18 protein-coding genes are annotated in these 25,169 nt (G+C 51.4%); 2 read left to right on the top strand and 16 right to left on the bottom strand.

Features of this window, described 5'->3' with window-relative positions; genetic code table 11:
• Nucleotides 1-85: 85 nt before the first annotated feature.
• Nucleotides 86-1,273: an MBL fold metallo-hydrolase gene (locus tag DW922_RS09130; protein WP_195715039.1), complete on the bottom strand. Its 1,188-nt coding sequence runs from the start codon at nucleotides 1,271-1,273 to the stop codon at nucleotides 86-88.
• Between the two features lie 83 nt (nucleotides 1,274-1,356).
• On the opposite strand from DW922_RS09130, the gene DW922_RS09135 reads away from it, so the two are divergent.
• Entirely contained in the window at nucleotides 1,357-2,901 is a 1,545-nt protein-coding gene (locus tag DW922_RS09135) for a BCCT family transporter (RefSeq protein ID WP_118726416.1), read from the top strand.
• Between the two features lie 168 nt (nucleotides 2,902-3,069).
• Here the strand turns inward: DW922_RS09135 and DW922_RS09140 are convergent, their stop codons facing one another.
• The 15 genes from DW922_RS09140 to nrdD all read right to left on the bottom strand — a co-directional run bounded on the left by DW922_RS09140 (nucleotide 3,070) and on the right by nrdD (nucleotide 23,360).
• Entirely contained in the window at nucleotides 3,070-4,032 is a 963-nt protein-coding gene (locus DW922_RS09140; protein WP_118726417.1) for a glycosyltransferase family 2 protein, read from the bottom strand.
• Nucleotides 4,033-4,045: 13 nt separating this feature from the next.
• Nucleotides 4,046-4,891 (bottom strand): LicD family protein, encoded by an 846-nt coding sequence (locus tag DW922_RS09145; protein WP_118718740.1) that lies wholly within the window; start codon nucleotides 4,889-4,891, stop codon nucleotides 4,046-4,048.
• A 134-nt stretch (nucleotides 4,892-5,025) separates the two neighbouring features.
• The gene (gene rfbH / locus DW922_RS09150; RefSeq protein ID WP_118726418.1) at nucleotides 5,026-6,369 is read right to left on the bottom strand and encodes a lipopolysaccharide biosynthesis protein RfbH; all 1,344 of its coding nucleotides are present in this window, start codon (nucleotides 6,367-6,369) and stop codon (nucleotides 5,026-5,028) included.
• Nucleotides 6,370-6,501: 132 nt separating this feature from the next.
• Nucleotides 6,502-7,560, bottom strand: a complete 1,059-nt coding sequence (gene rfbG, locus DW922_RS09155) for a CDP-glucose 4,6-dehydratase (protein ID WP_118726419.1) — start codon at nucleotides 7,558-7,560, stop codon at nucleotides 6,502-6,504.
• 113 nt (nucleotides 7,561-7,673) lie between these two features.
• The gene (gene rfbF, locus DW922_RS09160; RefSeq protein ID WP_118726420.1) at nucleotides 7,674-8,450 is read right to left on the bottom strand and encodes a glucose-1-phosphate cytidylyltransferase; all 777 of its coding nucleotides are present in this window, start codon (nucleotides 8,448-8,450) and stop codon (nucleotides 7,674-7,676) included.
• A gap of 147 nt (nucleotides 8,451-8,597) precedes the next feature.
• On the bottom strand, nucleotides 8,598-10,475 hold the full coding sequence (locus DW922_RS09165) for a hypothetical protein (RefSeq protein ID WP_118726421.1): 1,878 nt from the start codon (nucleotides 10,473-10,475) through the stop codon (nucleotides 8,598-8,600).
• A 137-nt stretch (nucleotides 10,476-10,612) separates the two neighbouring features.
• Nucleotides 10,613-11,401 (bottom strand): glycosyltransferase family 2 protein, encoded by a 789-nt coding sequence (locus DW922_RS09170; protein ID WP_118718736.1) that lies wholly within the window; start codon nucleotides 11,399-11,401, stop codon nucleotides 10,613-10,615.
• Between the two features lie 133 nt (nucleotides 11,402-11,534).
• Nucleotides 11,535-12,188, bottom strand: coding sequence for an SIS domain-containing protein (locus DW922_RS09175; RefSeq protein WP_118706443.1), 654 nt, complete (start codon nucleotides 12,186-12,188; stop codon nucleotides 11,535-11,537).
• On the bottom strand, nucleotides 12,154-12,735 hold the full coding sequence (gene gmhB / locus DW922_RS09180; protein WP_118726422.1) for a D-glycero-beta-D-manno-heptose 1,7-bisphosphate 7-phosphatase: 582 nt from the start codon (nucleotides 12,733-12,735) through the stop codon (nucleotides 12,154-12,156). The genes DW922_RS09175 and gmhB overlap by 35 nt, the downstream gene beginning before the upstream one ends.
• Nucleotides 12,736-12,822: 87 nt before the next feature.
• The gene (locus DW922_RS09185) at nucleotides 12,823-13,893 is read right to left on the bottom strand and encodes a GHMP kinase (RefSeq protein WP_118540270.1); all 1,071 of its coding nucleotides are present in this window, start codon (nucleotides 13,891-13,893) and stop codon (nucleotides 12,823-12,825) included.
• Nucleotides 13,887-14,612, bottom strand: a complete 726-nt coding sequence (locus tag DW922_RS09190; RefSeq protein ID WP_118726423.1) for a nucleotidyltransferase family protein — start codon at nucleotides 14,610-14,612, stop codon at nucleotides 13,887-13,889. The genes DW922_RS09185 and DW922_RS09190 overlap by 7 nt, the downstream gene beginning before the upstream one ends.
• Nucleotides 14,613-14,730: 118 nt before the next feature.
• The gene (locus tag DW922_RS09195; protein ID WP_118726424.1) at nucleotides 14,731-18,759 is read right to left on the bottom strand and encodes a glycosyltransferase; all 4,029 of its coding nucleotides are present in this window, start codon (nucleotides 18,757-18,759) and stop codon (nucleotides 14,731-14,733) included.
• Between the two features lie 74 nt (nucleotides 18,760-18,833).
• Nucleotides 18,834-20,300, bottom strand: a complete 1,467-nt coding sequence (locus DW922_RS09200) for an ABC transporter ATP-binding protein (RefSeq protein WP_118726434.1) — start codon at nucleotides 20,298-20,300, stop codon at nucleotides 18,834-18,836.
• A 253-nt stretch (nucleotides 20,301-20,553) separates the two neighbouring features.
• Entirely contained in the window at nucleotides 20,554-21,099 is a 546-nt protein-coding gene (nrdG, locus tag DW922_RS09205) for an anaerobic ribonucleoside-triphosphate reductase activating protein (protein WP_118718734.1), read from the bottom strand.
• 17 nt (nucleotides 21,100-21,116) lie between these two features.
• The gene (gene nrdD, locus DW922_RS09210; protein ID WP_118718733.1) at nucleotides 21,117-23,360 is read right to left on the bottom strand and encodes an anaerobic ribonucleoside-triphosphate reductase; all 2,244 of its coding nucleotides are present in this window, start codon (nucleotides 23,358-23,360) and stop codon (nucleotides 21,117-21,119) included.
• A 266-nt stretch (nucleotides 23,361-23,626) separates the two neighbouring features.
• Here nrdD and DW922_RS09215 point away from each other — a divergent pair, with 266 nt between their 5' ends.
• Nucleotides 23,627-25,120, top strand: a complete 1,494-nt coding sequence (locus tag DW922_RS09215; protein ID WP_243032161.1) for a D-alanyl-D-alanine carboxypeptidase family protein — start codon at nucleotides 23,627-23,629, stop codon at nucleotides 25,118-25,120.
• Nucleotides 25,121-25,169 lie beyond the last annotated feature (49 nt).

Below are 25,169 nucleotides of genomic sequence, written 5' to 3' on the forward strand. Positions count from 1 at the left end.
ATATCGGATGAAGGAATTAGCGGTCGTGCCTGGCTCATCCGCAATATGCAGTACAAACAAAAGAAAAGATGGAGACCAGCGATCCTTACCGGACCACCTGGTCTCCATCTTTCATACAGTAATGCTTTTCTACATTCAGTTCTTTCATCCACGCCTTGGTCTCCGGCGTTGTATACTGATCTCCTTCATTATCCCACAGCCACTGCGGTGTCGGCCACATACAGATCTTCGGGCTGACTGCCTCATAAAATTCTTTCGTCACGGCATGCTGTCCGTGGTGCGCCATCTGAACAATGTCGGCTTTTAAATCTTCCTTTGCAACGGTTTCCAGCACATGGTTTCCGCCATCTACCTGCAGATCTCCAGTAAACAGAATCGTCACGCCATTGACTAACATCCGGTAAACCATGCTGGCATCGTTTCCGTCCCGCTCGCCGACGTGGTCATCATCCGGCTCGTATCGGTCATTTAAGACGGTGATGCAAACATCGTCCACCAGAATCTCATCGTCCTTTTTCACCGGGCATGCCTCTCCCTTGGGAAGGGCCGCCAGTGCCTTGAGGATCGCATCTGCGGTACCAAGATCCCCCAGTTCATGGGTCTTATACCAGTCCAGGGATGCAAAATCATAGTAGATATGGTCGATGGTGATGCCGCTGTCCTTTCCCTCTGCCTCGCTCTGCAGGATGTTTAACAGGGCTCCCACATGATCGGTGTGGGCGTGAGTCAGAAACCAGGCGCTGACATGACCGCCGCGCTTTTTGATTTCTTCGGTCAGATGATCTGCATCATCCCACCAGCCGCCGTCTACCACGATCAGGCTTCCTTCTTTTGTTTCCAGAAGAAAGGACATCATCTGGGCCTTGGTCTGTCCGGCTAACATGGTAAGCTCGGCTCCTCCAAGGATCGGTTTGGTCAGCGCGTCGATTTCCTGCTCGCTTTTTCCCTGCGCCTCCAGCTCTTTTCGCTTTTCCCCTTCGGTCACCAGCTCTACATTTTCGTAAGCTCCGCTGTTTCCGGTCTGCTCCGTCTTGTGGGCAGATTCCGTCGCTTTTCCCTGTTTTGCCCGCACTGCACCGCGTACTGCAAACACAATGCCAAAAACCAGCACCAGTACCAGAACGATTCCAAGGATCAGACTCCACACGTTCCTGTGCTGCCGGTAGCTGCGGTACCGTCTCGATGCGGCACGGTCGATGGACATTTCCATCTGCCAGCCGATCTTTCTGCTTCCGCTTTTTCTAAATCTGTGTCTTCTGCCAAATCTTCTCATATAATCCCCTTGCTTTTTCCGCATTGCGGTGCTATGATGTTCAATATAATTCGATTTTAAGTTTTTTTGAACAGGAGGCCGCTATGAAACATCAAACTAACCACTCCCTTTCCGAGAAAAAATCACTGCTCGGACAGATTGACTGGTTTACCACACTAGTTCCCTTTTTCTGCATCCTGGCGCTCTGCGCCTGGTTTGTCGTAAGCCCGGAGCAGTCTACTGCTGCCATCGGCGCAGTCCGCAATTTCCTGGGTGATGAGATGGGCAGCTATTACCTCATCATCGGACTGGGCGTCTTCATCTGCTCCCTCTACATTGCCTTTTCCCGGTTCGGACAGATCCGCTTAGGCGATGCAGAGCGCCCGTTGTACTCCGGGTTCCAGTGGGGTTCCATGATCTTCACCGCCGGACTGGCGGCTGACATTCTGTTCTACTCCTGCTGCGAATGGATCTTATATGCATCAGATCCTCATACAGCGGAAATGGGAACGGTACATGAGTGGGCTGCCACTTACCCGCTGTTCCACTGGGGACCGATCCCGTGGGGCTTTTATCTGGTGCTGTCCGCGGCATTCGGCTTCATGCTCCATGTCCGCAAACGTTCCCGCCAGAAATACTCCGAAGCCTGCCGTCCGGTTCTGGGAAACCGTGTGGATGGCTGGGCTGGAAAGCTGATCGACCTGATTGCAGTCTTCGCACTCCTCGCCGGAACCGCCACAACCTTCTCCCTGGCGACACCGCTTCTGGCAGGTGCCATCAGCAATGTGACCGGCATTCCGCAGAGCACCGGCCTGACCCTGGTCATTCTGGTTGTCGTATGCGCGATCTATACCTTCAGCGTCTACTTTGGCATGAAAGGCGTGCAGCTCTCCGCAGCAACCTGTACCTGGCTGTTCTTCGGTCTCCTGGCTTATGTATTCTTTTTCGGTGGCCAGACCCGCTTCATCATTGAAGAAGGCATCACCGCCCTGGGCAATATGACCCAGAACTTTATCGGTCTTTCCACCTGGACGGATTCCCTCAGGACTTCCTCCTTCCCGCAGACCTGGACCATTTTCTACTGGGCCTACTGGATGGTATGGTGCGTGGCTGTTCCGTTCTTCATCGGCTCCATCAGCAAGGGCCGCACGCTGCGCCAGGTTATCCTGGGCGGCTATGTATTCGGTCTTTCCGGAACCTTCACTTCCTTTATTATTATGGGGAACTACGGACTCGGTCTGCAGATGCACGGAAAGCTGGATGTGCTCTCCTCCTATGCCGCAGACGGAAACCTCTACCAGGCGATCCTGGATATTTTGGGACAGCTGCCGCTTTCCAAAGCCGTGCTCGTCCTGTTAGTCCTGTGCATGATCACCTTCTATTCCACATCCTTTGACTCCATCACCATGGTGGCTTCCACCTACACGTATAAGGAGTTAAAGAGTGATGAGGAGCCGCACCGGAACGTGAAGCTGTTCTGGGCAATCTTCCTGATTCTGCTGCCGCTGGCCCTGATCTTTTCCGAGAACTCCATGTCCAACCTGCAGACTGTATCCATCATCGCAGCTTTCCCGGTCGGCATCATCATGCTGCTGATCATCACGTCGTTCTTCAAAGATGCGGATGCGTATCTCAAAGAGCAAAAATAAATTTATGGCAAATCCGCCGGATTAGATTTCCGGCGGATTTTTGCTTCATAGGAAATTGCGTCCTATGAAGCAAAAATTACTCCGCAAGGATGCGCACTCGGCGCAAAGGTAGATGGTTGCCAAAGCAACCGCGCCTCGACGCGAGAATGTGCCAAGGCACATTCTTTTTTATTTATTCTCTTCGTCACACGCCACATTGTTCTGCGAAGCAATGTTCTGCGTTTCCTCCACGATGTAGATCGGCCGGTCTTTCAGTTCGCTGAACAAAATCGCGATGTACTCTCCGATAATGCCAACGATCAGAAACAGAATCGCGAACATAAAACAGTTCAAGATCACGATCGTGGCATAGCCGCTCGGCGCTCCCTGGCGGGTAAATAAGGTGTAGACCATCACAGCCACGCCGAGAAGTCCCGCAAAGGCTCCGGCATAAATGCCAAGCTTTAACGGCAGGTTGGAAAAGCACATGATCGTGTTCATGGAGAACACAAGCAGCGTTCGTAAGCTATACTTACTTTCCCCTGCCACCCGGTCGTGGGCCTCATAAGTAATGGTTGCTTTCTGAAAACCAATACTCTGAACATATCCCCGCAGGAAGCGCACCTTCTCGCGGTAATTCTTCCGGAGCACATCCGCTGCTTCCTTCGATACTGCAAAAAAGTCCGATGCGTTCGGCTCAAATTTCACGTCGGAAAGGGTGTTGATAACCCAGTAAAAACCAGCCGATGTGATGTTCTTGATCAGTCCTGCGGATTTATTTTTTGTCCGCACCATGCTGATGACGCCACAGCCTTCCTCAAACTTGCGCACAATCTCCGGCAGACATTCCGGCGGGTGCTGCAGATCTGCATCCATGCAGACGATCCCGTCTCCCTTTGCGTAATCGATTCCGGCGATCATGGCTGCCTCATGCCCGAAGTTCCGTGAGAAAGAAACAACCTTCACCTTCTCATCGTGGGCTGCAAACTCCCTTAGTATGGAAAGGCTGTCATCGCGGCTTCCGTCATTAACAAAGAGCAGCTCATAGTCCCATGGCAAAATCTCCAGGATCAGCTTCGTTGTCTCGTAAAACAGCGGCAGGGCCTGTTCTTCGTTGTAGACCGAAACCACTACCGATAATTTCTTTTCCATCATGCTTCCTCGTCTATGCTTCTTCGTCAAATACTTTGATGTCTACGGTGGAATGAGCTGGTACGCGCTCTGCCTCAGGCGGCAGCTTCATGTAGTCGCCGTATACCCAGGTCAGAACTTCATGCGCATGCTTCGATGCCATCAGTGTGGTGCCTGCAAATTCCACATCCGTAATTTCTTCACACCATTCCTTCTGGATCGTCACATACAGATAATCCGGCTGATAGTTGCTGTAGTAGCGCAGACTGCTGCGCCCATGTTTATCTTTTAAGGCTGCTGCATGCTGGAGCTTAAAGATCAGCTTCATCGGAATCAGTTTTCCGACTGCAGAGCCTCCGCCCACCGCCAGCTTATGGAACAGACTGTACTTGGAAAAATCCAGGTGATAACGGTGTCCCATTGCCAGCAGGTAAATGCTCTTGTGAAGCAGACGGGTAAACCCTGCTGCTGCCTTGTTCTCCGGGAGCTCATCGATGATGAAAAGATCTACCCAGAGGTGGTTTAACTTGCCCTCGTAATACTGCACCTCTGGCGTGTTCTCATGGCGGCGGCTGTTTTTATAAATGACGCGGGCTGTAAAGTCAAAGAACGCTTTGCCGCCCTGGAAATCCTCCGGCATCAGAAGCTCCATGGTGTCCGGGAGTTCCCGTTTTACTACCTTTAAAAATGCCTCATAGTTGCTGCGGGTAAATGCAATATCCGCATCATCATCCCACGGGATGAAGCCTTTGTGACGGACCGCTCCTAAAAGCGTGCCGCCGTCCAGCATATATTTGATCTTATATTTTCTGCAGATCCGGTCGATCTCCTTTAAGATTTTCAAGTTGATCTCATGGACCTTCGTTAAATCGTACTGCATATTCGCCCTCTTTTCCGGCTGTCGGATTTTCTTCTCAGCGAATCTGCCCGGCAGCCTGAGACTCTGTGTTGCTGTTCATACACTGCGCAAACAGCAACGGATTTTGCTGAAATGTTTTTCTCCAACGAACGGACTTATCTTTCCTGGTCGATTGCCTCACGGATGGTCTTAGCCATGTAATCGATCATCTCATCGCTCATGCCCGGGTACACACCAACCCAGAACGTATCCTGCATGATGCGGTCGGTGTTCTTTAAATCCCCCACGACACGGTAACCGCGGTTCTCCGCACGCATCTGGTCAAAGCACGGATGCTTGGTTAAGTTTCCGGCAAACAGCATACGGGTCTGCACGCCCTTCTTCTCCACATACTGGACCACCGCATTGCGGTCCACGCCTTCCTTGCAAGTAATGAGGAAACCAAACCAACTCGGTCTGGAGTTTTCACACGGCTCCGGCAGAATCAGCTTGTCTGTGGTATCGGCAAGAGCTGCCTTTAAGCGGTCGAAGTTATGGCGTCTGCGCTCTACAAACCCCGGGAATTTATCCAGCTGTGCACATCCGATGGATGCCTGCAGGTCGGTTGCCTTTAAGTTATAGCCGAAATGAGAGTAAACATACTTATGGTCATAGCCCAGCGGCAGCTCGCCGTACTGGCGGTCGAAGCGATGTCCGCACAGGTTGTCCTTGCCGGACGGGCAGACACAGTCACGTCCCCAGTCACGGAAGGAACGGATGATCTTGTTAAGCAGCGGGTTGTCGGTATAGACAGCACCACCCTCGCCCATGGTCATATGGTGCGGCGGATAGAAGCTGGAGGTTCCGATATCGCCCACGGTTCCGGTAAATTTTTCTACGCCGTCCAGTGTATATCGGCTTCCCAGGGCATCGCAGTTGTCCTCGATGAGCCACAGGTTATGGCGATCACAGAACGCCTTCACTGCTTTTAAGTCGAACGGATTTCCCAGGGTATGGGCGATCATCACCGCCTTGGTCTTCTCAGAATAAGCAGCCTCTAACTGAGTCACGTCGATATTGTACTGCGGAATGGTCACATCCACGAATACCGGAACTGCGCCGTACTGGATGGCCGGAGTCACGGTCGTCGGGAAACCGGCTGCCACAGTGATGATCTCATCGCCCGGGCGCACCTGGCGCTCCTTTAAGAGCGGGGAGGTCAGCGTCATAAACGCTGTTAAATTTGCGGAGGAACCAGAGTTTACCAGTGCACAGTAGCGCACCCCCAGATACTCTGCCAGCTTTGCCTCAAACTCATCGGTGTAGCGTCCGGAGGTCAGCCAGAATTCCAGTGCGCTGTCCACCAGATTCACCATCTCTGCTTCATCGTAAACGCGGGATGCGTACGGAATGCGGTCTCCCGGTTCGTAAGTCTTCTTATTATTAATATGATAGGTTCTGCAGTAATCCGCTACCAGGTCAAGGATTTCCTGGCGTGCCTGCTCCTGTGTTTTTTCCATATGTTTATCTCCTATTTTGTTTCAATCCATGATTATTTCAATCCACAGTCGATAATTTCACGGAAACTGACTGTGATTTGCCTCATGTCAGTGGGGGATACCGATTTATCTCCGCCCAATTTCTTACCGTTTTTAATATTCCCTGATCTGCGCATCCATTACCTGCTTCATGTCCTCCCCGGCCAGATACGCCTTCGACCAGATGATGGTCTTCTCGATCGCATCCTCAATATGCCAGTGCGGCTTCCATCCAAAGGTCTTCTTGATTCTGGAACAATCAAGCTTTAAGAAGTTTGCCTCATGGGGGCCTCCGTCATGCTTGTTGACCCAGGATGCACCCTCACCCCAAAGTTTGCAGAACAAGGTTACCAGCTCACCGGTTGTCACGCAGTCACACTCATCCGGTCCTACATTATAATATCCCTGGTAAGTCTGGTCCTCATACTGTCTCTGGGCAATTTCCAGATACGCAAACAGCGGCTCCAATACATGCTGGAATGGTCTGGTAGAATACGGGTTTCGCACCACGATCTCTTTTTTTGCTGCCATGGCACGCACGCAGTCCGGGATGATCCGGTCGTTCGCAAAGTCGCCGCCGCCGATGACATTGCCCGCACGTGCGGTAGAAATTGCACAGTGTCCATCCGCAAAGAAAGATTTCTGGTAGCTGTGTGTTACTAGCTCCGAGCAGGATTTGCTGTTGGAGTAAGGATCATAGCCGTCTAACGGATCGCACTCCCGGTAGCCGTACTCCCACTCCCGGTTCTCGTAAACCTTATCCGTGGTTACATTTAAAAAGGATTTCACTGACGGAGTCTGGCGCACGCACTCCAGTACATTCACCGTTCCCATCACGTTGGTCTCGTAAGTATAGACCGGATCCTTGTAGGAATTGCGCACGATCGGCTGTGCCGCCAGATGCAGCACGATTTGTGGCTGTACCCGGTCAAACACTTCCTTTAAATGCTTCAAGTCCCGAATGTCCCCGATCACACTGTCCATGGTTGTCTCCAGCCCGGCGATGGAAAATAAAGCCGGGTCAGTCGGTGCCTCGGCCGCATAGCCTGTCACCTGTGCTCCCGCAAGAGTCAGGATCCGGCACAGCCAGGAGCCTTTAAAACCAGTGTGTCCGGTGACCAGAACCTTCTTTCCCTGATAAAATTCCCTGCATGCATTCAGATCGTAATTCATATCATTCTCTCCCAATGGCCTCTGCATGTCCGCAGCCAGCCCATTTTGTTTTTGCAGCATCCTGCACGTTTTCTATTCCTTCCAGATCTTCCATCGTGCTTTGCGCCGCACATTTATTCCTTCCAGATCTTCCACGGTGCCTTACCAGACTGCCACAGCTTCTCTAAAAGCTGCATTTCTCGCTGGGTATCCATGCACTGCCAGAAGCCGTCATGGTAGAAGGACATCAGCTGTCCCTCAGCTGCCAGGCGGGTCATCGGCTCCTGCTCAAACACCGTGGTGTCATCCTTTAAATAGGAAAAGACTTCTGGATTCAGCACCATAAAGCCGCCATTGATGATGGCTCCGTCCGAAGCTGCCTTCTCGCGGAAGGAACGGATCTCGTTATCCGGTCCGATATCCAGCACACCTTTCTGCTGGTCGATGCTGACCGTTGTAATGGTTGCGGTCTTTCCATGGGATTTGTGGAACTCTACCAGTCCCTTTAAATCTACGTTGCAGACACCGTCACCGTAGGTCAGCATAAACGGCTCATCCCCGATATACGGCTGGATCCGTTTCACGCGGCCGCCGGTCATGGTATTTAACCCGGTATCAACCAGGGTTACCTTCCACGGCTCCGCATAATTGTTGTGGACCTCCATCTTGTTGTTCGCAAGGTCAAAGGTCACGTCGGAGGTATGCAGGAAATAATCTGCAAAGAACTCCTTGACCACATACTGCTTATATCCCAGGCAGATCACAAAATCGTGAAATCCAAACTCAGAATAGTATTTCATAATATGCCATAAGATCGGCCGTCCGCCGATCTCGATCATCGGCTTCGGCTTTAAATGACTTTCCTCGCTGATCCGGGTTCCCAGACCACCTGCCAGAATTACAACCTTCATCTTCTTTCCTCCGTTTTTTCCTCTCCGACCATTTCAGTCTCAAACTGACGGTTTTGTCGGTCCTACTCATTTTCTGTCGACGTCCTGTGCGCAGTCTCATTCCGTCTCCATCTCCTGCACATGCTGCGCACAACAGCTATGTTTATCTTAGTCCGCTGTCATTTTCAGTAACACTGCCAGACGGGTCACACCGCGCTTCTCCAGTGCATTCGGTACAAAGAAATTACTCTCGAACCGCAGTGTCACCGGCTCATACGGCTCTACCTGGATCGTGCATTCCTCATTCTGCTCCGTAAAGTTGATGTATTCCTTCGGCTCGCCGTTCACATACACAGTCAGCCACTGGTCCTTAGTCAGGTCACGCGGATAGTTGAAATTCAAATGAATCTCTCCGGTGCTTCCTGCCATCACCTGAACCGATGCGCGCTCATCCAGCCAGCCGTCGTCGTAAAATCCGTAGATCGGACGGCATTTAAATAATGAAGCTGCATGCGTGATATCCTGGAAGCGGTTGTTTTCCGGGTCCTCCTGGATCACCAGCATGTCATCGGTAATGAGTCCGATATCTCTCAGATCCTTGATGTGGACAACCTTCACGCAGTCCTCGCGGTTTAACCGGTCAAACACCCGGAAGAACTCTGCCTGGGTAAAATTATCCATCTCGAATTTATCGCCTACAATATAGATTGTTTTTCCGAAAATGCCAACACCGTACTGCCCGTAGGTTTCCTCTGCCAGCGCATTGTAGCGTTCCTGGTCAGCCCAGTAATACAGGTTCGGGAAAAGTCCCCGGTAATAATGCTCCACCGGAAGCATGAACAGCACATACAAGGTAAACAGGCTTAAGTACGGAAGCGCCTGAACCCAGCGGCCCCGCTTTGCCATCTGCTCCGTCAGCGTGCCGTACATCCAGGAAAGGAATAACAGCGCTGCCGCCAGGGAAACATACACCCAACGCATCTCCACACGGATCGTCACACTGGAGCAGACGATGCAGGCACCGATAAATGCCACAAACAAAAATGCTTTCTGCAGGTACGGCACGATTTTCTTACCCTTGTGCAGGACACGGATCACAAACGCCAGAACCAGAAATGCGATCATCAGGTCTGCCAGGGCAATGAGAATCGTTACCCACAGCGGAGCTTCCCGGAAGTTCTGCCCGTTTAAATGCTCCGGACCTGCGTTGATTCCAAAGATATAAGCGATCTGGCTCAGCACAAAATGCAGAACTGAACTGATCGACATGGTATCCACCACATCCGTTCCGCCGGTTCCTGGAGGGGAAATGGTTCCGATAAAAATAAAACGCAGAAGCTGGATCAGGGCAAAACTGGCTGTCGGCGCAGCCCAGAGCTTCCAGTTCTTCGAAAGCTTAAATACCAGGGAAAAGTAAAACAGCGGAAGCAGCACCATATAGCGCTCATGGACCAGGCAGACACAAAAATACAAAACTGCAGCCAGATAAAATTTCCGGCTTCCTTCTGCCTCATCCTCACTGCCTAAATACTCCAGCAGGAAATACAAAATCCCAAGCGCCATCCACATCGCCATGGTTTCCATGAGTCCCAGTGCCTGACCGATCTGATAGTAGGACATGCGGGACATCAAAAACATGACCGCACAGAGAATTCCCACATACGCAGAATGGCTGAACCGTTTTGCCATGCGGTAAAGATTGTAGGCAAGGCAAGAGTTCAGCACAATATTAAAAGGCACATACCAGTTGATATGAGTGCCGAATAATTTCATTTCCGTCCATGCCACCAGATTATACAGGGCACGGAAACGGGTTCCGCCGCTGGTAAACACCGCCGCGATAAACGGGTTATCGTTAAAGCAGAACCACTGATAGAGATCATCCATGTAAAGGCCCTTGATCTCCATATGGCGGTTTACTACAAAGGCAAAGGCCGTCAGCAGGATCAGGATCAGGGCTTCGCTTTTCAAAACGTCTGCCCGTTTGGTCCACTGGTACTGCATGGCCTCCGCCTTCTGCTTTCCGCTAAATTCCATCTTTTCCATAATTATATACTCCAATCAGCAGGCGCTTTCTTTGCGCCTTCTCGATATACAATGCAAATTTCGTTACGCTGCTGCCTGCGGCAGAACTTTCCGTTTTGCAAATTCCCGCCTGTGAGCATCAGCGAATATTCCCGCTGCTATCCCTCTTCGTACGCAGAATATGCCTTGCGGTAAAAATGCATGAGCAGCTTTACCACCGGCTTCGGCCAGATTTTTGCGTACATGGCCGTCTCATCTGCCGCACGCTGGTGATTTTCGATGCAGGCCTTTGTCGTTGCCCCATCGTGGATCCGGTAGCGGATCAGCGGGCGCTCCACGCACACGAAACGTCCCGGGCGCTCTGCCAGCTTCCACATGGTATCCCAGTCCAGCGCAAATTTATAAGGAGAATCAAACAGCGGTGCGCCAAGCGCTTCTTTATTATAAGTACAGGAAGGACAGATGATGGGGTTTCCAAACATCAGCGCCGCTTTCTTCACCCAGGTCCGGTCTGCCAGAACGTGCAGACGCAGCGGCAGGCGCAGAAGCATTTTGATAAATTGGATCATGCCCGGGCGCATTAAGGTCTCCCCTTTTAAGATCGCGCAATCCGTGGTAAACACAGTCGTATCCGGATAGCGTGCCCAGCATCGTTTTACTTCCGCTGCGTAATCCCGGTGATAGCAGTCATCCTGATGTGCGATCGTCACCAGACGGGTATCCGCCTTCTCGTATGCGAAATTCCAGTCATCCTGGATATCGCTCTTTCCCTCCCGCACATAGAGCGGGATATCGTGGATCTTCGACATCGCCTCCAGAAACGGACTCGGTGTGGAAGTGCAGAGAATGATCTTTGACTTTACCGACTGCCGCTTCAGGGAATGAATGCAGGCATCCAGATACGGAGAATCCTTATAAGCGCAGATTGCAAAGGTATGATCGGGCATCCTAACGGCCTCCTTCCTGTTTTTACTTTGTTTCTCTTTTTTGTTTTGCTATTTGTTTTCTTTCCAGCCTTTCCGAAAGCATTCTTCTTTCGTACTGGTTTTTTCTTTATTATCTATGGGATTTCTCGTATACTTACTCTTCAAAAAATGCCTCTTCCAGCATCAGACACAGTGCATGATAAATCGGAAGATGCAGTTCCTGAATCTTAAATGTCTCAGGCTCCGGCACAATGATCGCCACATCGGCACGTTTTCCTAAAAGACCGCCGTCTTTTCCGGTCAGACCGATGACGCTTAAGCCTTTCGCCTTCGCAACGGTCACGGCATAATCCACATTTTTGGAATTTCCGGAGGTAGATATCCCCAGGAATACATCGCCTTTGTCCCCATATCCACAGACCTGCTGGGCGAAGATCATATCCGCATCTACATCATTGGCAAATGCCGTGGAAAGTCCCGGGTGTCCATCTAAAGCAATAGCCCGTAAACTGCCCTGCAGACTGCGTGCGAGCTCTGCCCCGTGACCGGCATGCTCCTCTGCCAGGCGTTTCTGCAATTCTTCGCTTAACGGGCGACGCTTTTTAAAGCCCTTCATCAGCTCGCCAACGATGTGCTCCGCATCCGCGCAGCTTCCGCCGTTTCCGGCAACCAGAAGCTTTCCGCCGTTTTCATAGCAGGCTTTTAACATCTCATAAGCCTTCAAAATATCATCCCGGTTCTTATTTAAGACCGGGTAACGCACAAACAATTCCTCAAAGATTTCCTGCTGTTTCTCTGTTAATTTCATCGTATGCCTCCAACAAATCTTCTGCGTACAGATCGTAGGGGAAATCTCCCTGTTTTTTCTGCTCCTCATGAACCCCGGCACCATACCCGGTTCCCACCAGCACAGTGCGGACTCCGTAATTGCGTCCGGCTTCGATATCGATCAGCTTATCACCGATCATCCAGGACTTGCTTTTATCCACAGTAAAATCCTGCTCTGCCATCTCAAACATGCCGGTCTCCGGCTTTCTGCAATGGCACTGGATCTTGTACTTTCCGATGCCATGCTCCGGGTGATGCGGGCAGTAATAAAATGCGTCAATGCCCGCTCCCGCTTTTTCCAGCAGCTCGTTCATGTAACGGTGCAGTTCTTTTACATCGTCCTCGGTATAGTAGCCGCGAGCCACACCGGCCTGGTTGGTGATCACCACCAACTTATAGCCCTGCTCCTTAAATGCCTTTAAAGCCTCCGGCACTCCGGGCAGAAGCACCAGATCTTCTTTGCGGTGCAGGTAGTTGACTTCTTTATTCAGCGTACCGTCCCGGTCCAGAAATATTACTTTTTCCATGCTATGTTCCTATTTCTACGTGCTTCCCGGACAGACAAAACTTTTCCTGTCCGGATCTCGTTAAATTCTTTCCAATTTTCCAAAATACTACAATTTGAATTCGTAGTCTCCATTTGGCAGATGCACCTTCACCTCGTTGTAGTCCCAGCGGTTTTCATCCGCGATCCAGGACTGGGCGCCGCGCAGCTCAAAGTTCCAGTCTGCCAGCTGGCCACCCATCTGCTCCATGCGGTCTGCCACCTTGTGTTTGACATTGTACGGGCAGTACATCAGAAGGTAACCGCCGCCACCGGCGCCAAGAAGCTTTCCGCCCAGCGCACCGGCCTTAATGGCCTCATCGTAAAGCTCGTCGATCTGCGGGTTGGTGATCTTGCTGCTCATGCGCTTTTTGCTCTGCCAGCCATAGTCCAAAAGCTTACCAAAGCTGTGCAGATTGCCGCGCAGAAGCTCATCCTTCATCGCGTAGGCAAGGGCTTTCACCTCGCACATGGCATCGAAGGCATCTTTCTTTTCGTAGTTTTTCACCTGATCCTTGATGATGTTCGCCGACACATGGATGTTGCCGGTATAACATAAAAGCAAGTTGTACTGCAGCTCGTGCAGAATATCTTTCTTGATGCGCAGCGGGTTTACCACCACGTTGTTGCGGCCGTGGAACTCAATAAAGTTGATGCCGCCGAAGGTTGCCGCATACTGGTCCTGATAGCCGCCGTCGATCTTTAAATCCTCACGCTCGACCTGGTAAGCCAGATCTGCCAGGCGGTACGCATCCATCTCAATGCCCTTCCAGCGTGCCATGGCCGTAAGTAAGGAAACCATAACGGTAGAAGAAGTTCCAAGACCGGAACCGGCCGGAGCATCACACTGTAAGTAAACCTCGCAGCCCTGGTTGATATCCATGGCCTTTAAGGCAGCGGTTACCAGGTCCAGCCGTCCATCGTAAACGAAGTTCTCCTTCGCATTGTATTTGACGGTCATATCAAAGTCCAGAGAGTGGACGATAATCTGGTCATCCTCTCTCGGAACGATGGAACAGTACGCATATTTGTTGATGGTGCTGCCGATAATGGCTCCGCCCTGCTCTACGCAGAAAGGTGCCACGTCTGTACCGCCGCCGCCGAAGCTGACACGGAGCGGTGCACGTCCTCTGATTACCATACCACAACTCCTTTCTTTACATCTTCCATAAACTGATAATATGCCTCCGGAATGCCAATATCGATAAAGTAACCGTCATTGACAAAGCCGCCTAAACGCCGGCCCTCCTTCAGCCATTTCGGGATCATCTCGTTTTCCAGAGAAACCTTTCCCGCCGGAATCTCGTCCAGCAGTGCACGCTTCATCAGGTACACGCCGCCATTGATGGTGCCCGGCTTTGCCTCCAGACTCTTCTCGTTAAAGCCGGTGAGCCGTCCTTCTTCCAGAATGGCTGCCCCGTAACGGGAAATGTCCTGCACCTCGCGAAGCACCAGTGCCATGTCAAGATCCGACTCCTGCTGCATGGATACCAGACGGCTGTAGTCGATCTGATAAAAGGTATCCGCATTCAGGACGAAAAAGCTGTCCTCGGTCACAAATCTGCCGGCATTTTTAATGGCCCCGGCTGTTCCGAGAAGTTCTTCCTCATAAGCATAGTGAACGGTGATGGGTGTTCCATCCGGAGCTAAAAACCCGCTCCCGTCCCCGAAATACTCCTCCACCATGGAACCCTTATAACCCACGGCAAAGATAATATCCGTGATGCCGTGCTTTGAAAGTTCGTGCACCACATACTCCATAAAAGGCTTCTCGCCGATCAGTGCCATCGGCTTCGGGCGGTCACTCACCACACTCCGAAGCCTGGTACCCAGACCGCCGGCCAGTAAAATTGCCTGCATTTCTTCCTCCTGCGCCGCCTAAACGGCTGTTTTCTTTCTTTTTCAAGTTCTGCTGCTGTCTGCGCATGCATACACAGCAACCAAATTCTCCATCCGGGCAATCCCAGCCCGGAATCCATTATCGTTTGAAATCATCCTCGATAACCTTCCATGCTGCATCCATGCTGAAATGCGTGCGGATGTAGCTCTGGGTCTTCTCGCAGAGTGCCTTGCAGCCCTCCGGACTCTGGTAAAGACGGGTCACGGTCTCGGCAAATGCCTCCGGCTCGTCCTCCACCAACAGTACATCCTCCACCTGCGGGATTCCCTCCGCACCGATGGATGTAGTCACGATCGGGGCACCGTTGTAGATTGCCTCGACCACCTTGCCCTTCACGCCTGCACCGTAACGCAGCGGTACAACCACCACGCGGCAGGTCGCATAAAGCTCGCTCAATTCTTCTTCGGATACAAAGCCCTTGATGATGATGCCATTGCCCGGCTGCTGCAGAGCTTTGATTTCATCGGTTACCTTAGATCCAACCACAATAAACTCTGGCGGAGTGACTCCGGCTGCCTTCATCTTCTGACGGATGCGCGGGTAAATATCCTTTGCAAACCAGAGCACTGCATCTGCATTCGGCGGATGTGCGAAGCCACCGACGAATAAGAGACCATTGCGCTTCGCAAAGTCTTCCTGTATGTCGGACTTGAACTCATCAAACACATACGCGGTGATATCCTTCACGTTGATGGTTGGGTCGATCTCATGGATCGCATCACGCTCAATGTAAGACGGGTAGTAAGAAACGGCCGCCTTGCTCATCAGCGTAAACTCAATGGATTTCCAGTATTCCGCATCTTCGCGGATCTTCGGATCTTTCGTGATCTGGTATTCACGGCTTTCCCGCAGCCAGTGCAGGTCATGTCCGTAATAGATCACCTTGATATCGGTATTGTCTAAAATATAATCAATGTATTTGGATGCGATGTGCGGGCGGTTCAAGTACGCCACTGCAATATCATCGCCATGGTCACGCAGCCAGTCCCAGATCTTGACCTGGTACTCCGGTCCGTATAACACCTCAATGCCCATCTGCTCCAGCTCGCTGGTATACGGCTCCTCGTTCATGAAGTTATCACCGAGGAACTTCACCACATAGCCCTTCTTTAAGAACATCTTTAAGTACTGGTACGTGGTCTTGGAACCGGCGTCCTTATCGTAGGTCGGCACATAGTGGTCCACCACCAGGATGATCGGCTTGCCCATGCTGCGCTCTCTGGCACGGAACGGATCCGGATTGCCATCGTTCTCGCACTGCTTTGCAAACTCGTCTGCCCATTTTTCTTTCAGCTTCTTGCTGTTGGCAACCTGGTAACGCTTTAAGCCGGTGCCCTGTACATCGGTACCGTTGGAAACACCCTCAAAGTGGATGACCTTGGACTTCGGCTGGTATACCACGCGGTAACCTGCCTTGCGCACCTCAAATGCCAGGTCGGAGTCCTCGCAGTAGGCCGGTGCAAACCGGGTATCAAAGCCGCCGATCTGGTTCCACAGCTCGTTGGAAAGCAGGATCGCTGCACCGGAAATGTAGTCCACGTCCTTGACGTAGTTGTACTCCGGCTTATCCGGATTATCCAGACGGCCATAATTCCAGCCGGAACCATCGCTCCAGATGATGCCGCCTGCTTCCTGCAGACGTCCATCCGGGTAAACCAGCTTGGAGCCTACCATTCCGATGGTCGGGTCCGACTCAATGAGCTGAACCAGGGAAGAAAGCCAGTTTTCGGTCACCTGAGTATCGTTGTTTAAGAACATCACATATTTACCACGGGCATGACGCGCTGCGTTGTTGCAGTTACGTAAAAAGCCCTGGTTTGTGCTGTTTCTGCAGATGACCAGTCCTTCCGCGTACTCGGAAAGATGCTCGGTCGCATCCGTGGACACATCGTCCGCGATGATGACCTCATAAGAAACATCCTTCGTGTTCTCTAAAATAGAAAGCAGGCACGCGTAGGTATAGTGGATCTGGTTGTATACCGGAATGATAATGGAAACGGTCGGGTTCTCCACCTTCTCAAACTTCAGGCGGCCGTGTTCCCGGTAAATCTCACCGATGTTGAAATCGCCATCACGCAGGTTTCGTCCCTCCGGTGTCGAGTAAAGCTTCATGGAGCGAAGCGGATGCAGCATGTATTCTTTCTTATAATGAAGCTTCTTTCGCTCTACCGATCCCTTTGGATACTTCTGGTTAAACTTATCGCCCAGCTTCCGGCGGATCTTAAAGAGAATCGCCTCATGCTTATTTAAGTAATTCAGGGTCTTTGCCATCTCACCGATCTCATGCTCATGGTTATGGATGATGGCCTCTAAGTTCGTTACATGGTTGTTAGTCAGACGCTGAACTTCCGTGATCTTGCGGATAGTCACATCCTTCTCACGGCTGTGGATCTTCATCTGCTCAATGCGCTCCCTTGCCCGCGCAAGGTCACTCTCCGTCTGGCGGATGTCACGCACGGTACGGGAATAAACCATGTAATTGCCCAGGTACAGCTGCTGGTTCTCACCGTGCACATAATTCTGGAAGTTTACCTCCATCTTCCGGTATACTTCTGCCATCTCCGGCGTGATACCGAACGAATCCAGGATCTGCTCTAAGGTCAGCTGTTTTAACACACTGCTGTACTGCTCATAGAAATAGTACAAAATGCGGTATTTCACAAAATGCTCCGGAACCGGGAATAAGAACACCCACTCGTAGTCCAGGCAGTAGATGCCCTCCCGCGTCAGCAGCATATTCTCAAACAAGGCATCGATGTTGGAAACCTCGCAGGCGGTATCGGAAAGCAGCAGATTCTGCTCCTCCTCCGTTAAGTCCGCGCCAAACACCTCATCGAACTCTGCGGTTCTGGTAAACGCACTGCGGCACTCCGGGCTGATGTCGTAGATCTGGTTCATGACGATCTGCAGCACATCCAGCGGAAGCTGTCCGCCCTCTAACTGCTCACCCAGCTTCTCCGCACAGGTCTGCCCCACAAGATACGGGAAATAAACCGAATTGCGGTGCTCGGCAAACTTTGGCTCCGTTACCTTTAAGGTCCGGTGCTGCTTCGTCAGCTTTTCATATTTTTCTTTAAAAGAAGCGATGTGGGCGCTGCCATCCAGGCTTAAAGCGGCTTTTTCCACGTAGCGCTCTTTTTTGACCGGTGCTGCTGCACTGCTGTTTCCAGCCGCTGCACCAGATGTTTCCGACATTCCTGCTGCATTTCGCTCGCAGATACAGGTCTTGATCTGGAATTCTTCTCTTCTTGTCTTGTTATATTTGATAAAAATCCGCTCATCATCCTTGTGGAGCTGCTTTGGATCTGCGCTCCAGAACACCAGATAAGAGTTTGCATATAAATCAAACAGACCTGCCTCGCAGACTGTGTCAAACTTCTCGCCCATCTCCATCATGTGGTATGGCGGGTAATCGTATGCCGGGGTTACCCGGGTCAGATCACCCTTCTTTGGCAGATACGCATCGGAATAAATGCTCACCGGGGTCTTATAGTCCGGCATCGGATAATAGAACTTCAGGGCACCGCTTTCCTCTGCCATGCTCTGTGTCTCTTTTTCGCTGCAGAGAAGCTCCGTTAACTGGCGCTTCGTCAGGGCATTCTCCTCCTCGGAGGTTCCAGCAAAATACTTCATGCCAAGCGCATTGGCTGCTGCCACGATCAGAATACCGGTCGGCTTCAGCAGCGATTTTGCCGCACGGATATGCTCCTCATACGGTGCTGCCAGTGTTCCGGCAAAAATTACATAGTCGTACTTTTTCCCCTCGGCGCAGGCTTCGCCTGCAAAGCCCATCAGGCTGTCCTTGCAATAATGAATGTTTGTTGCACCCGGATAACGCTGTCTTACCGTCTCCAGCGCAGACTCCGTCTCATCCAGCACAGTGACCTGCTTCACGCTGGTGCGCAGCAGTCCGGTCAGCGCACCGTAATCGGCACCAACCTGCAGCACCTCTGCATCCGGCTCAAACTCATACCACTCAAGCAGGAGCTCCCGCTGGGAAGAGAGGGCATACAGAAGGTCCAACCGGTGGTTGTCCTGTAAGATGGAGCGGATATCCCCGCGGTGCTCCAAAAGGAGCGCCTGTATCTCATCATCAATCTTTCTCATGCTCTAAAAACCTCTTTCTTATCTTCACGTTCCTTGTTCGTCATGTTTGCGCTCAGATCAAACCGATTTCTGTCTCAAACATTCCCGGATTCCGTATTTCCGGAGCCTGCAGGCTTCAGCACAGCCTTCACCTCAGATTCCATATCGTACACACCCACGGTATTCTTATTCGAGATGACCGTGATATTCGCTACATCGTACAGCCGGTGATACACTGTGTGCTCGCCCTGCTCAAAGCCGGTGCAGCTCATGGAAAGCAGATACTCACCGCCCTGGAGCGTCATCTTCTGGCGGAAATTCACCTCGTACTCATCGCCGTTCTTCACCGGACGGATCTCGGCACCCTCAAACATCGTGTTGGTTCCGGTTAAGTCCGCCCCCTTTTTATCTTTGATCGTGTAGGTAAAGATTGGTGACTGGATGCTGTCATGGAAACGGATTTTTTCCTTGATTGTGAAATACTCACCCTTTAACAAAAGATTCGTTAAGTTGCCGCGTTCATCGAACATACCAAGATCGTAGATCTCGGCCTTGCCGTTTCCGTACTCGGTGCGGTTCGGGTTGATGGTCAGCTTGTCTTTCATGAGGCCGCTGTGCTTTTTATGCGCATGGCCTGCTGCGCCGTCCTGACCCTTTGCCGTTCCTGCTGCATTTTCGCTGGTATCCGCGCCAGCTCCTGCTGCTGATCTGTCTACCATTTCACCAGACGCGCCCTTCGCACCGGCTCCTGCCGCGTCAGAGTCCATCCCGCCGGAAAAATCATTCATCTCCAGCAGCTCCTCTTCCAGATCGTCCATCTGGTTTGCCAGGATCTTCTTATATAAATCCACCATCTTGCCCGGCGCGCCCTCAGCCACATAGTGTCCTTTATTTAAGAGCACCACCCGGTCACAATATTTGATGACACTGCCCATATCGTGGGTAACCATAAGAATGGTCGTGCCGTTTTTGCGGATCTCCTCCATGCGCCGGTAACACTTCGACTGGAAGAAGACATCTCCCACGGAAAGTGCCTCATCGACAATGAGGATTTCCGGCTCCACGTTGATAGACAGCGCAAAAGCCAGCCGCACAAACATACCGCTGGAATAGGTTTTTACCGGCTGATAAACGAAATCCCCGATATCCGCAAACTCCAGGATATCCGGCAGCTTTTCATCCATCTGCTTCTTGGAAAAGCCCATCATGGTTCCGTTCATGTAGATGTTCTCAATGCCGGTGTAGTCCATATTAAACCCGGCTCCCAGCTCTAACAACGCTGAGATGACTCCGCTCACCCGGACCTGACCGCTCGTCGGCGTTAGGACTCCGGTAATGATCTTTAAGATCGTCGATTTTCCGGAACCATTAGTTCCGATGATGCCCACCGTCTCGCCTTTTTTCACATTAAATGAAATGTCACTCAGCGCAAAAAAGTCCCTGTGGTAATTTTTATGGGTTAAGCTGAGCGATTCCTTTAACCGGTCGATCGGTTTGTCGTACAGCTTATATATTTTGCTCACGTCCTGTACCTGGATCGCGTATTCATTGTTTGAAGACATGGTATTCCTTTCATTTGCAGAGCCGCAAAATGGCTGCTGTTTTCTGCCCGGAAGGTGCCCGGAGCCGGACGCTTTTCCGCTCTTTTGGCCCTGCTGGCCGCAATACGGGTAATTTACCACGACAGTATACCATTAATTTTCCTCAGGTGCAAGGCACGCGGGAGTGTGCGCCATAATTTTCATAAAAATGTTAGAATTTATAAAACATGAAATGAAAAGAGCCACCGGCAGCAACCGCCGATGACTCTCATTATTATAATAGCTTCTCTTTCTCTCCATATTTGCTCAGCACGATATGCCCATTCTTTCTGGTTTCCGGCACATCAATGACCCGCTGGTTGGAGGACCCCCGAAATCTTAGGGTAATATCTTTTTTATCCAGTTCAAATCTTCCATCTACAAGTACGTCCGTCATTGCAAGGATGGCATCCGTATCTTCACTATGACACCGTGTGTTGTGCGGGTCGGTCAGTTCCTCGTAGGTGTACCCGGAATAGATCCAGATATTTTTTCCTGGCAGCTCCGTCCGGATCCGTTCCAGAAACGGACGCAGTGCCTTCTGGTTTGCAACTTCCATCGGCTCCCCGCCAAGAAAGGTAAAACCATCGATGTAAGAGGGTCTGCTCTCTTTGATCAGCTCATCCTGCACCTGGCTGTCGAACTCTCTGCCGTAATTGAAATCCCACGCGACCTCGTTAAAGCAATCCTTACAATGGTGCGTACAGCCGGAAACAAACAAAGAGGTCCGGCAGCCGGGGCCATTTGCAATATCGCACGTAAATACCTGCGCATACTTCATAATTTACCCCCGCTTACTTATACCGCTGATGAACTGCTTGTGCCGCCATCGACAGACACGCTGCTCTTTGTAGACAGATGCAGCACACGGTCACGGATCTCCTGGGTGCGTCCCTGATTCCAGAACTGGGTTCCGATGTAACCGCAGGTACGGCGTGCCACAGACATCTTGTCCTGGTCACGGTTTCCGCAGTTCGGGCACTCCCATACTAACTTGCCGGACTCGTCTTCGACGATCTTAATCTCGCCATCGTAGCCGCAGCACTCGCAATAGTCGCTCTTGGTGTTCAGCTCTGCGTACATGATGTTCTCATAGATGAACTTCATGACAGAGAGAACCGCCGGGATATTCTGCTGCATGTTCGGTACTTCCACATAGCTGATTGCTCCGCCCGGAGACAGCTTCTGGAACTCGGACTCAAATTTCAGCTTGCTGAATGCATCGATCTCCTCGGTTACATGCACATGATAGCTGTTGGTAATGTAGTTCTTATCGGTAACTCCCGGGATGATGCCGAAACGCTTCTGCAGGCATTTTGCAAATTTGTAGGTGGTGGACTCCATCGGTGTTCCGTATACGGAATAGCTGATGTTCTCTGCCTCTCTCCACTCCCTGCACTTGTCGTTCATCTTCTGCATCACAGCCAGCGCGAACGGTTTTGCAGCCGGGTCCGTGTGGGATTTTCCGGTCATGCGCACACACATCTCATGAAGGCCACAGTAGCCAAGGGAAATGGTGGAGTAACCGTCAAACAGAAGCTTGTCGATGGTCTCACCCTTTTTCAGTCTTGCCAGGGCCCCGTTCTGCCACAGGATCGGCGCTACATCGGAAATGGTTCCAAGCAGGCGCTCATGACGGCAGCGCAGTGCGCGGTGACAGAGCTCCAGGCGCTCCTCAAAAATCTCCCAGAAGCGGTCCATATCGCCCTCAGAGGAGCATGCCACATCCACCAGGTTAATGGTCACAACGCCCTGGTTGAAACGTCCGTAGAACTTGTGGCTTCCATCCGGGTTTCTCTGGGAATCCTCAACAGTCAGGAAGGAACGGCAGCCCATGCACGGGTAAACGTTTCCACCCTTCATCTCCTTCATGATCTTTGCTGAGATGTAATCCGGTACCATACGCTTTGCGGTACATTTCGCTGCAAGCTCAGTCAGATGCCAGTATTTGGAATCCTCGGTGATGTTGTCTTCGTCCAGAACATAGATCAGCTTCGGGAATGCCGGGGTGATCCACACGCCCTTTTCATTCTTAACGCCCTGCATTCTCTGGATCATGACTTCCTCGATGATCATGGCAAGGTCATCACGGGTACGGCCCTCCGGAACCTCGTCTAAGTACATGAACATGGTCACAAACGGAGCCTGTCCGTTACAGGTCATGAGGGTGATGAGCTGGTACTGGATGGTCTGGATACCGCTCTTGATCTCATCGCGCAGTCTGCGCTCTACCACGCGGTCGATGATCGCGTCATCTAAGGATTCCCCGCATTCTTCACGTTCTGCGATCACGTTCTTGCGCAGCTTTTTACGGCTGATGTCTACAAACGGAGCCAGGTGTGCCAACGAGAAGGACTGTCCGCCGTACTGGTTGCTGGCTACCTGCGCCACGATCTGGGTAGTAACGTTGCAGGCAGTGAAAAAGCTGTGCGGCTTCTCGATCATGGTCTCGCTGATGACCGTGCCATTCTGAAGCATGTCCTCTAAGTTGATCAGGTCACAGTTGTGCTCCTTCTGTGCGAAATAATCGGTATCATGGAAATGGATGATGCCAGCCTCATGTGCACGCACGACGTCCTCCGGAAGAAGCACGCGCCGGCTCAGGTCCTTGCTGACCTCACCAGCCATGTAGTCACGCTGGGTAGAGTTGATCACCGGGTTTTTATTGGAATTTTCCTGCTTTACTTCCTCGTTCATGTGCTCGATCAGAGCCAGGATGCCATTATCCGTTGTATTGGATTTTCTGGTTAATTCTCTCTTATAGCGGTAACGCACATACTTCTGTGCCACCTCGTAACCGCGCATCTCCATGATGCCGGTCTCCACCATATCCTGAATATCTTCTACGTTTACCGCATGCGTTGCCTCTTCCACCTGCTTTGCGATCATGTCTGCCACTGCGTTGATCTGGTATTCATTCAGCTGATGAAGATGATCGACACTGGCATTGGCTTTGGTGATCGCGCTCACAATTTTAGAGACATCAAAAGAAACCTCTTTGCCGTTTCTCTTGATCACATTAGTCTTAACATCCGTAGTCATGCCCAAACCCCTCTCGTATATACTATATCTTGTATTTTCTTATATTATTAACAACTATATGTCGTAGCAGTGATTATGATACTACAAATATGGGGAAAATGGAAGTGGCAATTTCACGAATATTTCATGGAATATTTGGTTGAATATTTATTTTACATAAGGTATGATTAGACAGGTCCGTCTTGCCAAAATGCGGGAAACACCGCAAAGTTCCTTGCTTTTGAACCCAAACCGCAGACGGAAAAAGGACACAGGAGGTTCGCACATTGCTGAATAAATGGAAACAAAAGATAACAAAATTTGTATGTTTTGCCCTAACATGCCAGTTGTTCATTCTGACAGCCTGGGCTAAGCCCGACTGGCCTTCCGATACCGGCATTATGGCCGAGGCCGGCATTGTCATGGATATGGATTCCGGTGCCATTTTATATGGACAGAATATCCACCTGACCTACCCGCCAGCCAGCATTACCAAAATCCTGACAGCACTCATCGTTCTGGAAAATTGCAGTCTGGATGATACTGTAACATTTTCTACGACGGCTGTCAACCAGGTTGAGGCAGACAGCGGAAATAAAATCAGCGTCGTAGCCGGGGACCAGCTTTCCGTAGAGGACTGTCTCTACTCCCTGCTTTTAGTGTCCTGCAACCAGGCAGCCAATGCCCTGGCAGAGCATACGGCAGGCAGCATTTCCGCCTTTGTGGACATGATGAATGAAAAACTGGTGGAGCTTGGATGCCAGGAAAGCCACTTTGAAAATCCATCCGGCTTAAACGGAGATAACCAGTACGTTTCCGCTTACGATATGGCCCTGATCGCGCAGGCCGCATATGACAATGAAACCATGGTCGAGATCAGCTCCGCTACGACCCATAAGATCGCGCCGACCACCCAGAATCCGGACGGCTTCACCATCCGTGGAGAACACCGCCTCTGTGTCACCGAGGACCAGAGCAGCCCTTACTACTATCCGGAGGCCGTTGCCGGAAAGACTGGCTACCTGATCAAAGCAGGCAACACCCTGGTCACCTACGCAGTCAAGGATAACCGCCGTCTCGTATCCGTTATCTTAAAAGGACAGCCGCGCCAGTACTTTGTAGACGGAAAGGCACTTCTGGAGTTTGGGTTCCGCTCCTTCCAGAATTACACCGTGGCCGACTACGAAAGCCGCTATGTCACCGGAAACGAAACCATCAATCTGGACAAGGGTTCCTTCCAGGCCTCCGATCTGATGATCGACCCGGACAGCGTCATTACCCTGCCAAACGGTGCCTCCTTTGAGGATGCCGATATTTCCCTCGGCGCATTGCCAGAGGTCAGCCCGGACAACGCCGTGGCTCTCCTCACCTACACCTACAACGACCGCGTGATCGGCACTGCTTATCTGCTTGTCAAAGACGGCGTTACCATCGATAATGGGGACGGCAGCACCGGTGCCTCAGCTACAACCGGAGACGGCAGTACCAATGCCTCTGGCTCTGCTGACACCGCAAACAGCTCCCTCGCCACCAGCTCCAATGCTACAGATTCACAGCGCACCCACAGAAGCTTCTCCATCGCCGGTGTACTGGTCACGATCCTGATCGTGCTCCTCGTCCTTGCCGTGATCGGCATTGCAGGATGGATCATCTACTCCAGAAAGAAAGAAGCAAAAGCCCTCGCCGAGCGCCGCAAACGCAGAAGACAGCGGCTGCAGCGATCCGGTGATCAGGAAGAGTTTGAGCGGCTGCTGGAAGAATACAAGAATAAGAAGAAATAACAATTTGATTAACTTTAATAGGGCCGTGTGAGTTGCCTTCCGGCAACTC

Origin of the sequence: Clostridium sp. AM42-4 (assembly GCF_003480105.1) — a bacterium.
Classification (GTDB): Bacteria; Bacillota; Clostridia; order Lachnospirales; family Lachnospiraceae; genus Brotaphodocola.

Coding starts and splice junctions, on each gene's coding strand:
- DW922_RS09130 (WP_195715039.1), bottom strand. CDS start 1,273: ATGAGAAGATTTGGCAGAAGACACAGATTTAGAAAAAGCGGAAGCAGA.
- DW922_RS09135 (WP_118726416.1), top strand. CDS start 1,357: ATGAAACATCAAACTAACCACTCCCTTTCCGAGAAAAAATCACTGCTC.
- DW922_RS09140 (WP_118726417.1), bottom strand. CDS start 4,032: ATGGAAAAGAAATTATCGGTAGTGGTTTCGGTCTACAACGAAGAACAG.
- DW922_RS09145 (WP_118718740.1), bottom strand. CDS start 4,891: ATGCAGTACGATTTAACGAAGGTCCATGAGATCAACTTGAAAATCTTA.
- rfbH (WP_118726418.1), bottom strand. CDS start 6,369: ATGGAAAAAACACAGGAGCAGGCACGCCAGGAAATCCTTGACCTGGTA.
- rfbG (WP_118726419.1), bottom strand. CDS start 7,560: ATGAATTACGATCTGAATGCATGCAGGGAATTTTATCAGGGAAAGAAG.
- rfbF (WP_118726420.1), bottom strand. CDS start 8,450: ATGAAGGTTGTAATTCTGGCAGGTGGTCTGGGAACCCGGATCAGCGAG.
- DW922_RS09165 (WP_118726421.1), bottom strand. CDS start 10,475: ATGGAAAAGATGGAATTTAGCGGAAAGCAGAAGGCGGAGGCCATGCAG.
- DW922_RS09170 (WP_118718736.1), bottom strand. CDS start 11,401: ATGCCCGATCATACCTTTGCAATCTGCGCTTATAAGGATTCTCCGTAT.
- DW922_RS09175 (WP_118706443.1), bottom strand. CDS start 12,188: ATGAAATTAACAGAGAAACAGCAGGAAATCTTTGAGGAATTGTTTGTG.
- gmhB (WP_118726422.1), bottom strand. CDS start 12,735: ATGGAAAAAGTAATATTTCTGGACCGGGACGGTACGCTGAATAAAGAA.
- DW922_RS09185 (WP_118540270.1), bottom strand. CDS start 13,893: ATGGTAATCAGAGGACGTGCACCGCTCCGTGTCAGCTTCGGCGGCGGC.
- DW922_RS09190 (WP_118726423.1), bottom strand. CDS start 14,612: ATGCAGGCAATTTTACTGGCCGGCGGTCTGGGTACCAGGCTTCGGAGT.
- DW922_RS09195 (WP_118726424.1), bottom strand. CDS start 18,759: ATGAGAAAGATTGATGATGAGATACAGGCGCTCCTTTTGGAGCACCGC.
- DW922_RS09200 (WP_118726434.1), bottom strand. CDS start 20,300: ATGTCTTCAAACAATGAATACGCGATCCAGGTACAGGACGTGAGCAAA.
- nrdG (WP_118718734.1), bottom strand. CDS start 21,099: ATGAAGTATGCGCAGGTATTTACGTGCGATATTGCAAATGGCCCCGGC.
- nrdD (WP_118718733.1), bottom strand. CDS start 23,360: ATGACTACGGATGTTAAGACTAATGTGATCAAGAGAAACGGCAAAGAG.